The organism is Bacillus sp. H1a (assembly GCF_000633475.1).
Taxonomy (GTDB): Bacteria; Bacillota; Bacilli; order Bacillales; family Bacillaceae_G; genus Bacillus_A; species Bacillus_A paramycoides.
Genome location: NZ_AYMH01000073.1, coordinates 42,956 through 56,809 on the forward strand (window position 1 = coordinate 42,956; position 13,854 = coordinate 56,809).

Sequence of the window (13,854 nt, forward strand, 5' to 3'; positions counted from 1 at the left end):
TTATGACTCTAATTTTTTCGCGCGTTTTAATAATAAAATAAAGACGATGATAATGAACCCAAGTATAAGGAAGAATCCATATTGTTTTATATAATCAATTACGTCATCTGTAGTGGTTGGCTTGTCGACGTGAATACCGTCTTTATTAGTAGTAATATGAATATCCTTCATTTTTACTTCATTCGTTTCTTTTTGTAAATCAATCCACTCTACGTTTGGAATGCTTTCAAGTTCCTTTAATACTTCTTTTAATGGTTGAACACCTAAGTAAGGATGATAAAATGCGCCGATAATTCCATCGGATAGTTTAGTGATAGATAAAGCACGTTCTTTCATTTTATCAATATCTTGTGGCTTACCTTCTTCAATAAATCCAACCGTTTCAGGCATTAATTTCATCCCATGTAAAAATGACGGTGTACTCGTATAAGCTGGTGAATGCATAGATTTCCAAGTTGTATCGTTTAGTTGTAGTTGTCCCACATAAGTAGAGAAATATTGAGAAAGTATCTCGTATCCTTTTTGAGACATTGTATAGTGTGGAGCTTCAAAAGCAACTGGATACAATTTAGCTTCTACAAGCTCTGTAATCCCTTTTTCAATATGCTCTTTAATATACTTTTCTTCAAAAGCTTTTCCGTTTTCTACGTATTTATTATAGTCCTCTGTAGATTGAAAATCGTCTTTTGTTTTTGGCTTTCCATGGTTCGGTTGCCGAATTGGTTGATCAGTTTTTACATCCCAAAATTCAAAACCTTCTCCAGTTTCACTATCATAAAATTGATGGGTGTAACCATGCATAACGATAGAGCCACCATTGTCTTGCATAAATTGTAAAACATCGATTAAATCAGAGTTATCTTTTAAATGTACTGTTTTTCCTGTGTCTGGATCTTTGTAAACAGGGATAACAGTAATCATATATGGGAGTTTCTTCTCTTTTAGTAATTCAGCGATTTCCTTTAATTGCTTTACATCTACAGCTGGATGAACGTCTTCAAGACGTAAATAAGCTGAAGTTTTATTTGTTTCAGGTTTTTGTCCGAAATAAGAAAATAACATTTCACCGACGTAATGAGACATCCAATTAAAAAGGTTTGGAGTTGCAACATAATAAGATGTTCCTTGCTGAATGATTAATGGGTGGGTTCCATTTGAACTAAAAGCATTAGCAAGAACTGTTCCATTTGTATCAAGCGTTTGAATTAACCGTTCTTCTTCTAATGTGTTTTTCAGCTTATGTGCTGGATATTCAATTTTATTAACCCGTACATCATCATTTCTCAATGTAATGAAAGAAAAACGATTAGATAATTGTTCAACATTTTGTCCTAAAACTAATACTGGACCTGAGAAATTTTCTAGAAATTGTTTTGCTGCAATAGAAAAATCTTCTTTTTTCTCTCCGATATAAACAATATGTGTATAAGGTGATGATTCGGTACCTTCCTTTACTTCCTTCAAATTTTTTACTGTTATATCATTTGTAAAATGTCCTAACTGAGTATTAAGGATTTGTATATTATTTGTAATTTTATCGTCTTCTGTACTATACAAAATAAGTACTTTTGGTTTTGATGACGTTTGTGCAGAGGTGTGTATAGGGATGAGTAGTAAAATGCTGAACAAGAATATTAGGCATTTTTTCATGTTGTATGCTCCTATTCTATATATGTAATTCAATTTACAATTATATACAAAAAAATAATTATCGTCTATGTAAGTTACATTTTTGCACGTATTTATCATATGTTTTTTCACAAAATCGGTCTAAAGCATGATGATAATATGTACAATTATTTGCTATGATTAAAGAGTAAGAGAGTGATAGAGTGTGGGTAATTGTAAAGGGAAGGCTGAAAGGGGACAAATTTCAGCGGAGAAAGAGGTAGAGGTAGTGAAGAAATTCTTTGTAGGATTTTTAGTTGTTCTTGGAGTATATTTATATTTCCAAGGTAAGTCTGAAGGAATGGGTAAGCTAATGAATGAGACAAGCTATGTTGATTCAGAGGAAGCAAAACAGATGAAACAGATCATTATAGAGGAAGCAAAGAAAGTAAATCTTCCGGAATGGATACCTCTTACAATTGCCGAACATGAAAGTAGGTTAAATCCAAGAAGCGTTGGAGATAACGGGACTTCATTTGGATTGTTTCAATTACATCGCGGTGGTGGGCTTGCGCCAGATCATTTAACAGATGAAGAGTTGAAAGATCCACGTACAAATGCACAAATTGCAATGCCGCATTTAATGAAAGGGTACAAACGTGGGGTGCAAAAAGGTTTGACTGATTTTGCATTACTAAAATATATAGCGAATACATCTGGATGGCCAGGGAATTTAGGACCAGAGTGGACGGATAACAATATGAAGTATAACGTCGGATTAGAGGATGTATACTATCGAAATAAAGGCGTAATAAAAGAGTAGGTTTTCTATACCTACTCTGTTTTTTTTGAATAGTTTAATCCTTTTGTCTTGTGAAATACTGCGATAGTTGTATTTTCACATTTTCAAGTTTTGTAGAAACTTGCGGTATTTTATATCCTACATACAATGGTGAAACTACAAACCTGGGAACAACTTTACAAATGATTTTTCCATTCAGGTGATAGAAGAATAAATTATAACTACTACACCCTTTATGGAAATCTGTTAATATGTAACATACAGTTTGCTGAATGTAATTTGCCATTTCATCTATAAATGAAATATCTTCAATGATGATGTTAAATTCAGTAAAACCGATAATGGGACGCTCTGAAATATTAAGTTCAATGCGCTCGTTTTTTTGTACAATTACCCCTTGGAAATTTTCCTTTTCTACGTTTTCTAGATAGTCTACATATTTCATTCCGATGATTTGCATATGTGCATGATGCAAACTTCCGCCTGAAAATGGGCCGTGATTTTTATATAAAATAACGGATGTGAATTCATTACTTTCCTGTAAGTCTAACCAATGTTTAATGGAGAAACGAATTAGTGATCTCATATGTTCTTCTGTATATGTTGCGATATGATCATCACAATTATCGGTTTCGATTAGCACAGTTTGAAATGTATCTTTTAATGTAGGGAATTTATTTTTTAACCAAATAATAGAGCCCTCGGTTGCTAAAATATCAGTTAAATTTTCTCTGTCGCAAAAAGGACAAGCAGCGCTTCTGTTACGAATGCTTTCTGGTTTTTGTTTGCCGATATCATTCAAAAAATAAAGTTGTTGTGTATCCATTTCTCTATACCCCTTTAAAATGTGTGTAAAACTGCCGTCTAATACATTCGGGAAAGGGAGGGGGAAATCCTTTAAAGGAAACAGAGCAAAAAATAAAAGACAAGATATCCTCATTACAATAGGGTACCTTGTCTTTTATTTTTTCTTTAATAATGTGTATGGATAATATAGAGTATTTTCATTTTGTTTCTTTTTTCTATTTTTCATTGTGTATAAAGCAATTGCTGTACTTGCGATTACAATAATGGCTTTCTTCATATTCATATACCCCTTTTTATTGTTCATTTAATTCTTGGCTAACTGCTTTCGCATCAACTAAAGCATGCAAGATCATTTTTACCATGTTCATCATATCTCTTCACTCCTTTTTATAGTTCGTTTAGTTCTTTTACAACTGCTTGTCCGTTCACTAATACCTCAAAGATTGCTTTTACGATTTCTTTCATCATGATTGTTTCCTCCTTTATTTGTCTCTCTTGTTTACATCTTTATTGTATAGGGAGGCATCTTTTCGTACTATCGCTTTCCATTACGTGAACATAACAGTCTTGTAAGATTTGATGTCACTTATTGAAATGTTTAGTCTATCTTCATTATTTTCAGAAAAATGACTATTCAAACATGAAATGGGAAAGTATAATAAAGAAGTAAGTATTAAATTCCGTACGAAAGGAGTGAATGAGATGAAATGTTCTTTAGCTACGCGCGCAAAATTTTTAGATTATATCTATATTTGTCGTGCGATTTTTCATGATGTAGTTGTTAACGGGATACGTATGCCCTTTTTTAACAATTGCATAGTAGCTATTGAACGATAGAAATCTCTTCACCCATTTTTGATAAAACGTGTGAAAAGGGAGCTATTTAGCTTCCTTTTTCTATGCCAAAAACCATGGGGAACGTTTCTTTCCCATGGTTTTTTATATTGAAAGGAGTACGGAAAATGACAATTTGTAGCGTGAACAATATAACGAAATCCTTTGGTGGAAACATCATATTTGAAAATATATCGCTTGAAATAAAAAATGGTGAACGTGTTGGTTTAGTTGGTCGTAACGGAAGTGGGAAGACGACGATCTTTCAGCTTCTAACAGGGATGGAGAATGTGGATGTAGGAGCTATCCATATGAAGAAAGGAACACGTATTGGTCATGTGGCACAAATTCCAAAGTTTGATGATGGAATAACCGTATATGATGTATTAAGTTCTGCTTTTAAAGCAGAAAAGGAATTAGAAAGGGAAATGCATGCTTTAGAAAAGAATATGGCGGAAGGGCTGGAACCATTTGCTTTAGAAAAATTAATGGAGAGATACGGAGTAATTCAAGAAAGATTCGCATTTCTCGGTGGTTACGAAATAGAAGCAAATATTATGAAGGTAGCAAACGGCCTACAAGTGACGGAACTATGCTCTCGATTATTTACGGAATTAAGTGGTGGTGAACAGACAAAGGTAAGTCTTGCGTATATGCTATTGCAGAAACCAGATTTACTTTTATTAGATGAACCAACAAATCATCTAGATTTATTTGCAGTTGAATGGTTAGAGCAGTTTTTAAAAGAATATGTTGGGACGGTTATGGTCATTTCGCATGATCGGTATTTTCTTGATGAAGTTGTAACGAAAATTTTAGATTTAGAAGATGGAGAAATTCACGTATATCATACGAACTATTCACAGTTTATTGAGGAAAAAGAAGAAAGGTTGCTTCAGGAATTTCAAGCTTATCAAGAACAGCAAAAGAAAATAAAGAAAATGAAAGAAGCAATTAAGCGTCTACGTGAATGGGCAAATCAAGCGAATCCTCCGAATGAAGGATTGCATAAGAGAGCGAGAAATATGGAACGTGCGTTAGAACGTATGGAGAAGTTAAAGAGACCGATTTTAGAACGAAAACAGATGGGACTTCAGTTTGAAGGGCAAGAGAGAAGCGGAAAAGATGTCGTTGTAATGAAAGAAGTTAGTAAAGGATTTGCTGACAGAGTTTTATTCGAGAAAGCAAATTTGCATATTCGTTTTCAGGAGCGCGCAGCTATCGTTGGACGTAATGGTACAGGAAAGACTACGTTATTAAAATTACTACTAGAAGAAATACAGCAAGATGCTGGAGAAATTCGGATTGGTAGTAGTGTGAAAATCGGTTATTTATCGCAGCATGCGTATGGGAATATGAAGAACAATGTACTGGAGGCTTTCAGAGAATGTGTAGCTGTAACAGAGGGAGAGGCAAGGCATATATTAGCTCGGTTTTTATTTTATGGTCCAGCTGTTTTTAAGAAAGTCACGCAACTTAGTGGTGGAGAAAAAATGAGGTTAAGGCTCGCGCAACTTATGTATCAAGACATCAATTTTTTAATTTTAGATGAGCCGACAAACCATCTTGATATTGAATCAAGGGAAGTTTTAGAGGAAGCACTTGAACAATATAATGGGACGATTTTAGCTGTTTCACATGATCGTTATTTCTTAAATAAATTATTTGAAAAAACATATTGGATTGATGAGCACAAATTATTTGAGTTTGCAGGGAATTATGCATGGGCTCGTCAAAAGTGGGAAGAAAGAATTGAGAAACAAGTAGTGAAACAGAAGCAGCAAGGGAGTAAAGCGTTAGAAGTGATACCTATAAAAAAGCAGGAGTCTAGAAATTTAGAGAAAGTTGAAAACGAGTTAATGCATATAGAAGAAGATATATATGCACTTGAATGTAGAATGGAAAATGTAGTTGATGTTGAAATGCTTGAACAATTGTATGAAGAAAAAACGAACAAAGAGTTGTTACGAGCAGATTTATATAATGAGTTAGAGAATATTGTGGAGTAAGGAAATTAGAATGAAAAAGAGCAAGTTGTTTTCTCATATTTTGAGGGAGGGCTTGCTCTTTTTTGTATAACGAAGGGATGAAAATTGGTATAATTTTCTTGTTAACATGATAAGAAAATGAGCTTTATGCTACGGAAACGTGAGGGGAATTTTATGTTAGGATACGCGCGGATTGCTACAATCGTCATGATTTGTTTAGTTTATGCAAATCATGTTTCACGTGAAACAGCAAATTTACAAATTTTTGTCGGCATTGCACTTTTCACTTATATTGTGAATCATATTTTACTTGTAAAAGAAAAAGGGGGTAGGAAACTCGTTTTTTATACCTTGCTCGCAAACGGTATTGTCACAGCGTTATTAGGATTTTTATTTCCCGAGACATGTTTGTATTTAATTATATTTGGAATTGATGCGATAGGATTATTTATTCATGATTGGCGTAAAAGTACGACTTATTTTTTTATCGCTTTTTTCTTTCTTTGTTGGTTTATAAATATAATGCATACGTACCAACATACAGGGAGTCTGGAATTGGAGAGTAATGCAATTAACTTTATGTTCATCGTTTTCAGTGCTTTAGCTGGAAACTTAATAAAAAAACTTACAGCTGCTCGGCAAATGGTAGATGAGCAATATGGGAAATTAGCATTATCTCATACAGCTTTAAAAGAAGCACATGAACAATTACGGCTATATGCTAAAGAGGTGGAAGAATTGACCGCCGTTCGGGAGAGGAATGATATTGCCCGAGAAATTCATGATACAGTTGGTCACAATATGACTGCCTTACTTGTTCAGTTACAACTAGCAGAGGCTTTATGGAAACAAAAATCGGACGCTACGGAAGAGGTTTTACATACATGTCATGGATTAGCTAGAAAATCACTTCAAGAAGTGAGAGCTTCTGTGCATGCCTTAAAAGAGGAAAGTAAACTAGGGAACATAATAGAGAATATGCGTGAAATGTTACATGGATATTCTAAAGCGACGAAAGTACAAGTATCTTTTCAATTACAAGGGGATCCGGTTGTGATTCCGTTGTCACTACAGCCTACGTTGCTTCGTATTATGCAAGAGTCTTTAACGAATGCAAAACGTCACGGGAAAGCTAGTTTATGTGAAGTAAGTTTAGTTTGTTCAGTGGAACAAGTTAAGTTATGTATTTCGGATAATGGTATGGGAGTCAATGAAGTAAGCCCTGGGTTTGGGTTGCTTAATATGAAAGAACGTGTAGAGGAGCATGGTGGAATCATTCAATTTGAGAGTGAAATAGAAAAAGGTTTTCGCCTAAAAATCGAATTCCCACTGCGAGAAAAAACATGGATAATAGGGGGAGCGTTATGATTCGAATTATGATTGTTGATGATCAATCACTGATTCGTGATGGATTGGCAATGATATTAAATTTACGTCCGGAACTGGAAGTGGTGGGGACGGCTAGTGATGGGGATGAAGTCGTACAAAAGGTGAAACAATTACAGCCTGAAATTATTTTGATGGATATTCGGATGCCTCGTATGAATGGTGTTGAGGGAACTCGTTTAGTTAGAGAAGAGTTTCCTCATATAAAGGTTCTCATGTTAACGACTTTTAGTGATAGTGAGCTTATTTTTGAAGCATTAGAGCAAGGAGCGAGCGGATATTTATTGAAGGACATGGAGACGGATGCAATTGTTCAAGCTATTTTAACGGTACACGGTGGAGGTGCTGTGCTTCCTCAAGATATAACATCGCAAATTGTAAAGGAATTAAAAAAGACAAAAGTAGCAGTAGAGTGCCCCCCGCCAGAACAACTAGAACAATTAACTGAGCGTGAAGTAGATGTTTTAAGGGAAATTGGGCTTGGCTTAAATAATAAAGAGATTGCTGAAAAGTTATTCATTACAGAGGGAACTGTAAAAAATCACGTTTCTAATTTAATTAGTAAGTTAGAACTGAGGGATCGAACACAAGCAGCAATATACGCAGTAAGATACGGCGTGACGACATACACATGACTTTTGGCATATATAAGTGTGAAAAAGCAGCGGAATTTGCTGCTTTTTTTATTTTGTATTTCTATCTCAAGGGTGATGGAGAAAAGAAGAAATTTTTCTACAATGAAAGTGTAGATGAATGCAAAGGGGCTGAATCAATATGTTAGTCATAGATCATATTACGAAATCATTTGGCAAGAAGGAAGTTGTAAAGAGTGTTTCTTTTGAAGTAAAAAAGGGTGAAACATTTGGATTACTTGGTCCAAATGGAGCGGGGAAATCAACGACGATATCAATGATTTGCGGGTTAATTCCATACGATAGTGGTGATATAAAAGTTGGTGGGAAATCTGTAAAAGAGTATCCATTAGAAGCGAAAAAGAAAATCGGTATTGTCCCGCAAGACATTGCGCTGTATCCGACACTTTCAGCAAAGGAAAATTTGATCTTTTGGGGAAAGATGTACGGTTTAAATGGAAAAGTTGCAAAAGAGCGAGCAGAGGAAGTGTTAGCTTACGTCGGTTTACAGGATCGGGGAAAAGATAAAATTGAAACATTTTCAGGTGGAATGAAAAGGCGCATTAATATTGGTGCAGCACTTATGCACGAACCAGAGTTATTAATTATGGATGAACCGACAGTCGGGATTGATCCACAATCGAGAAATCATATTTTAGAGACTGTTAAAAAATTAAATGAAAAAGGTATGACGGTCATTTATACAAGTCATTACATGGAAGAAGTTGAGTATTTATGTGAGCGAATTGCCATCGTTGATCACGGAAAGGTAATTGCACTAGGAACGAAAAGAGAGTTATGTAATCGTCTGACAGATGGGTTTATAGTGAAATTGCAATTAAATCGCTATAGTACGGAACTGTTACAAAAGTTGAAAGCACTACCTGTTGTTGAGCGTATTATTTTTGACGAAGATAATAGCACGATTGATATTGGACTAAATGGTGGCGAGGCAATTGGCACAGTTGTTTCAGTAGTTGTTGAGAACAACGCTCAAATTTTAAAACTGGAAGTACAAGAACCGAATTTAGAGGCACTCTTTTTACAATTAACAGGACGTTCACTGCGTGATTAAGGAGGTTAGTGCGAGATGAAAAGTTTCATTATTGCATGGAAAGATTTAAAAATCCGTTTAATTGATCGCCGCGGATTTATGATGATGATACTTATGCCGCTTTTATTAACAGCGATTTTAGGTTCAGCGTTAAGTAATGTATTTGATAGTGGTGGACTACCGAAAACAGTAATTGGCTCTTATCAAGAGGGAACGGATGAGTTTGCAGATGTCCTTCAAAAAGATGTATTGCAATCTAAAGAAATAAAAGATGATGTGAAAGTAAAGGTAGTTAACTCCCAGGAAGAGCTTGAAGATATGTTAAAGGAAAAGAAAATCGATGTAGGAATTGTCATCCCAAATAAATGGAGCGAACAAGTACAAGATGGAAAATTAAAAGAACCAAAGGTGCTTATAGACCCATCAAAAGATATACAAGCAAAAATTGCCGAGTCAATGATCCGCTCTTTTTCAGAACGTGTTCAAACAGTCGCAGTATCTACTAAAAGTGTTGTAACAGAATTAGCAAAATCTCAGCAGGGTGATGTAGCACAAGTTGCAAAAGAGGTAAGTGGAAGTCTACAGACGATAGCAACTACAAGTGCGGATAACATCGAAAGAGGAACGATAGGTAAAAAAATAGTTGCAGCGATGCAATATTATGCCGCAGCAATGTTAGTCATGTTTTTACTATATAACATAACAGTAGGTGCAAAGTCAGTTGTAACAGAACAACGAACTGAAACGTTGGCGCGTTTGTTTAGTACACCGACGAGCTCATTTTCAATTTTATTCGGGAAGTTTTTAGGTACATTACTATTTGCCTGTATTCAATTTGGAATATTTATAGTTGCTACACACTTTATGTTTCATGTGGAATGGGGCGAAGACGTGTCTCAAATAGTAGTGTTGGGAATTTCTTATGCAATTTGTGTTTCTGGTTTATCTATGTTAATTGCGGCCTTTATTCGTGAGGAAAAAACGGCAGATTTAATGGGGGGAATGGGTATTCAAATACTGGCTATATTAGGGGGATCAATGTTACCGATTTACGTATTTCCCGATACACTTCAAACAGTTGCGAATATTGCTCCGAATAAATGGGCGCTTACGAGCTTCTTAAATATTATGTCGGGAACATCTTGGGATGTGCTACTTCCTGTTATTTTAAGTTTATGTAGTGCAGGAATTATCTCCGTTATGATTGGAACGTTACGTTTACGTACGAGATAGGAGGGGAAATGATGAAGAAGGTTTGGGCACTTTGTTGGCTAGAATTAAAACAAATTTTAATTAGGCCACAAAGTTATATACTCATGTTTGGAATGCCTATTATTTTCACACTCATTTTCGGCGGGCTTTTAGGTGGAAGTGGGAATGCGAAAGTAAATATTAGTTTAGTAGATAAAGATGGTTCTGTATTATCTAGCAAGTATTACGAGGAAATAAAGAAAAGTGATTTAATTTCTATAGAGAAGGTAACGTATGAGGAAGGGAAACAGAGGATCGAAAACAAGAAATCATCTGGTATAATCATCATCCCGAAGGATTTTCAAAAGAGTATGCTAGATAGAAAGGTAGAAAATATTCAATTTCAAGCTAGTGCTGATTTTACTGGTGGAACTTCTGTAGAGCAAGTATTAGCAAGTGCATTAAAAAAGATGGAGATAGAAGTTAGTGCAGCAAGAGGTTTTGAGAAGAAAAGTAACACTTCGTGGGAAACGATGTATGAAACAATTTATACAAAAGTAGATCCTGTTTCGATTCAAAAAGAATCGATTTTACATGATGATCAAAAGTTAAATAACGTTACAGGGCGAGCTGCAGGTTTTTCAATTCTATTCGTCATGATTGTCATGTTAAGTGCGACGGGAACTATTTTGAAAGCTAGACAACTTGGTGTTTGGTCTCGTTTATTAGGAGCGTCAGTTTCAAAAGTTCAAATACTAGCAGGATATATCCTTTCCTTCTTTTTAATAGGGTGGATTCAATTTGGTGTTTTAATGATATTAACGCATTCATTATTTGATGTGCAGTGGGGAAATTTATTAGGGGTTATTACACTTGTTTCAGTATTATTATTAGCGGTCATTGGTCTAGCTTTATTATTGGCAAGTATCGTAAAAACAACAGAACAGCAGTCCGCACTAGGTAATATCGTTGTAATTTCAACATGTATGATTAGTGGTCTTTATTGGCCAATCGAAATTGAACCGGTATGGATGCAAGCGGCGGCAAATTTTATTCCGCAAACGTGGGCAATGCGTGGCTTTACGGAGCTAATTGTAAGGGGAGGCACATTAGCAGATATAGGAGGATATATTGGTATACTCAGTTTATTTGCAGGAGTATTTTTCATAATTGGTTTAACAAGAATACGTTACGACTGAAAAAAGAAAGCAGAGTTACAGCTTTAAGCGCTGAACTCTGCTTTCTTTTTGTGTATCGTCTTCTTTCATAGAGATAATAATTGCGATCCCTAACATAACGAAAAAAGCTAAAAAGAGGACGAACTTTGGGAAGAATGGGAATAGTAATAATGCCCCGACTATCATGATTGTTAATAACACATAGTGCAGGACATATTGGAATAGGTTGTCTATATTTTCGCCCCCTTTTTGGTAGTTAATTGTTATTATTCTATGCTGGGCTATTAGATAATAGAATAAATTTTTTGCTAAGTTTACCTAAATTAAAGATTGATCAATAATTTTTAAAAAATTCTTAAAAATATTTATATAGAAAGAATTGACAAAATATAGTGAACGATATAAGCTAATAACCATAAAGTCTACCGGAAAGGTCGGAATAAGATTGTTACCCCTCAAAAACATCTATTTTTTGCGTTTAAAACCGACTTTTCCGATTGGCTATAAAATGTTGCTGTGGGAGGCATACATAAGGCAAGCAGTTCATAAGGTGTAATTATTAAAAAAAAGTTAGGGTGGGGACAATGAAGACAAAGACAAAAAAATGGGCTGGTGTATTTTCAGTATTACTGAGTAGTTCGTTTGTGTTATCTGCTTGTGGGGGACAGGAAGATACGGCTTCTACAGAACCAGTTAAACAGCAAGATTTAAAGAATATAAAAATCGAAAAGATTGCTGCTACAGATAAGACGAAAGTACCTGATAAAGCAAAAAATCGAAAAGACACGTTAGTTGTTGGAATTAATAAACCAGGTGGTGTCTTTTTACCATACTTCCAGCAAAATGGTTGGGATGGAAACGTAACGTCTGTTATTTTTGCATCTCTTGTATCAACAGATAAACAAGGAAAACCAATTCCAGAATTAGCTGAGAAGTGGGATGTTTCCTCTGATCAGTTAACATATACATTCCATTTACGTAAAGATTTAAAATTTAGTGATGGTTCGCCATTAACAGCAGATGATGTAGCGTTCACATTGACGCTTTTACATGATAAGGCATATGAAGGTGAAATAGACATTTCTCAATATGCGGTTAAAGGTGGTAAAGAATATAAAGAAGGAAAAGGAACTTCTATTGAAGGCCTTCAAGTTATAGATCCACAGACAATTAAAATTACGACTGAAAAAGTTAACTCTCAAACACTAACTGCTTTAGGTGGTCCAGTGTTATCAAAAGCTTATTATGGAAAAGACTATAAACAAAATACAAGTTTAGACTATTTAAAAGAGTTATATGGAAAACCGATAGCTGCGGGCCCATATAAATTCGAAAAGTATATTCCAGGCCAAGAAGTTCGATTTGTAGCAAATGAAAATTATTATGCAGGTAAACCGAAAATTCCAAACTTCATTTATAAAATTACTGCTGGTGATACGAAACTACAATTGTTCCAAACAGGCGAAGTTGACTACACTGGCCTAGGTACTGGTGATGAAATTCTTGAGCAGGCGAAAGGTTTACAATTCGCGAACATTCAAATCGAAACGGCGGCATCATTTAGTTATATTTATATGAATAATAATAAGCCGTATTTAAAGGATAAAAAGGTTCGCCAAGCACTTATTTACGGATTAGATCGTAAAAAGTATGTTGATACAGCATTAAAAGGATACGGTACGGTAGCTAATGTACCAATTCATCCAACTTCTTGGGCCTATACGGAAGAAGGGGTTAATAAATATGAATACGACAAAGAAAAAGCGAAAAAATTATTAGATGAAGCAGGATGGAAAGTTGGTTCGGATGGAGTGCGTGAAAAAGATGGTCAAAAATTAAAGCTTTCTTATTTCGGTCCAAGTTCGGCTAAAGATAGTGATTTATTAATTCCAATTGCGAAAGAGAATTATAAAGAGATAGGTGTAGAGTTTAATCCTGAATTTATGGACTTTAATACTATGCTTTCGAAGGTAAACAAAGGTGATTATGATTTGGCTTCTGTTTCGACACCGATTACAAGTGATCCAAGTGAAACAGCTGGTGAATATTTATCTGGTGTCAATGAGAAGAGTCTTGGTTATAAAAATGCGAAAGTAGATGAGCTAATTAAAAAAGGTATTGAGACAGTTGATATTGAAAAACGTAAACCGATTTATAAAGAATTATATAAAGAGTTAAGTGATGATCCACCAGTAATTCTATTAAACTATCGTAGAACAATTACTGGATACAACGGGAATATAAAAGGAATTGACCCTGAAAAATACAATAGTATTAGTGCAAACTTACCAGTATTATCTATTGAAAAATAACGATAAGAATGTATAAGTAGAAGACATTTTTTCATTCGGTTAGTAATGTACCGCTTTGAAAA

The 13,854-nt window shown here is 34.9% G+C and carries 13 protein-coding genes; 9 read left to right on the forward strand and 4 right to left on the reverse strand.

Annotation, left to right across the window (positions count from 1 at the left end):
• Positions 1–1,650 (reverse strand): polysaccharide deacetylase family protein, encoded by a 1,650-nt coding sequence (locus U860_RS0127810; RefSeq protein ID WP_025151074.1) that lies wholly within the window; start codon positions 1,648–1,650, stop codon positions 1–3.
• 247 nt (positions 1,651–1,897) lie between these two features.
• Here U860_RS0127810 and U860_RS0127815 point away from each other — a divergent pair, with 247 nt between their 5' ends.
• Positions 1,898–2,431 (forward strand): transglycosylase SLT domain-containing protein, encoded by a 534-nt coding sequence (locus U860_RS0127815; protein ID WP_025151075.1) that lies wholly within the window; start codon positions 1,898–1,900, stop codon positions 2,429–2,431.
• A gap of 34 nt (positions 2,432–2,465) precedes the next feature.
• Here U860_RS0127815 and U860_RS0127820 read toward each other — a convergent pair whose 3' ends face one another.
• A complete protein-coding gene (locus tag U860_RS0127820) occupies positions 2,466–3,350 on the reverse strand; it encodes a DUF4931 domain-containing protein (RefSeq protein WP_002175367.1) in 885 nt (294 codons plus the stop codon).
• 21 nt (positions 3,351–3,371) lie between these two features.
• On the reverse strand, positions 3,372–3,500 hold the full coding sequence (locus tag U860_RS35435; RefSeq protein ID WP_002175366.1) for a hypothetical protein: 129 nt from the start codon (positions 3,498–3,500) through the stop codon (positions 3,372–3,374).
• 419 nt (positions 3,501–3,919) lie between these two features.
• Between U860_RS35435 and U860_RS36115 the strand changes: the two genes are divergently transcribed.
• From U860_RS36115 to U860_RS0127865, 7 genes are all read left to right on the forward strand, one after another.
• Positions 3,920–4,054, forward strand: a complete 135-nt coding sequence (locus U860_RS36115; protein WP_002139888.1) for an RAxF-45 family protein — start codon at positions 3,920–3,922, stop codon at positions 4,052–4,054.
• Positions 4,055–4,128: 74 nt separating this feature from the next.
• Positions 4,129–6,060 carry a ribosomal protection-like ABC-F family protein gene (abc-f, locus tag U860_RS0127835; protein WP_115610360.1) on the forward strand — a complete coding sequence of 644 codons (1,932 nt, stop codon included), beginning with the start codon at positions 4,129–4,131 and terminating at the stop codon, positions 6,058–6,060.
• A 153-nt stretch (positions 6,061–6,213) separates the two neighbouring features.
• Positions 6,214–7,407, forward strand: coding sequence for a sensor histidine kinase (locus U860_RS0127840; RefSeq protein WP_025151077.1), 1,194 nt, complete (start codon positions 6,214–6,216; stop codon positions 7,405–7,407).
• Positions 7,404–8,060 (forward strand): response regulator transcription factor, encoded by a 657-nt coding sequence (locus tag U860_RS0127845; protein WP_025151078.1) that lies wholly within the window; start codon positions 7,404–7,406, stop codon positions 8,058–8,060. Before U860_RS0127840 ends, U860_RS0127845 begins: the two co-directional genes overlap by 4 nt.
• Before the next feature lie 139 nt (positions 8,061–8,199).
• The gene (locus tag U860_RS0127855) at positions 8,200–9,132 is read left to right on the forward strand and encodes an ABC transporter ATP-binding protein (protein ID WP_025151079.1); all 933 of its coding nucleotides are present in this window, start codon (positions 8,200–8,202) and stop codon (positions 9,130–9,132) included.
• Positions 9,133–9,147: 15 nt separating this feature from the next.
• Positions 9,148–10,344, forward strand: coding sequence for an ABC transporter permease (locus U860_RS0127860; protein WP_025151080.1), 1,197 nt, complete (start codon positions 9,148–9,150; stop codon positions 10,342–10,344).
• Between the two features lie 11 nt (positions 10,345–10,355).
• Positions 10,356–11,501, forward strand: a complete 1,146-nt coding sequence (locus tag U860_RS0127865; protein WP_025151081.1) for an ABC transporter permease — start codon at positions 10,356–10,358, stop codon at positions 11,499–11,501.
• A 15-nt stretch (positions 11,502–11,516) separates the two neighbouring features.
• On the opposite strand, the gene U860_RS32135 is transcribed toward U860_RS0127865, so the two are convergent.
• Entirely contained in the window at positions 11,517–11,714 is a 198-nt protein-coding gene (locus U860_RS32135; protein WP_033719971.1) for a hypothetical protein, read from the reverse strand.
• Positions 11,715–12,064: 350 nt separating this feature from the next.
• Between U860_RS32135 and U860_RS0127870 the strand changes: the two genes are divergently transcribed.
• Positions 12,065–13,792, forward strand: coding sequence for an ABC transporter substrate-binding protein (locus U860_RS0127870; protein WP_025151082.1), 1,728 nt, complete (start codon positions 12,065–12,067; stop codon positions 13,790–13,792).
• Positions 13,793–13,854 lie beyond the last annotated feature (62 nt).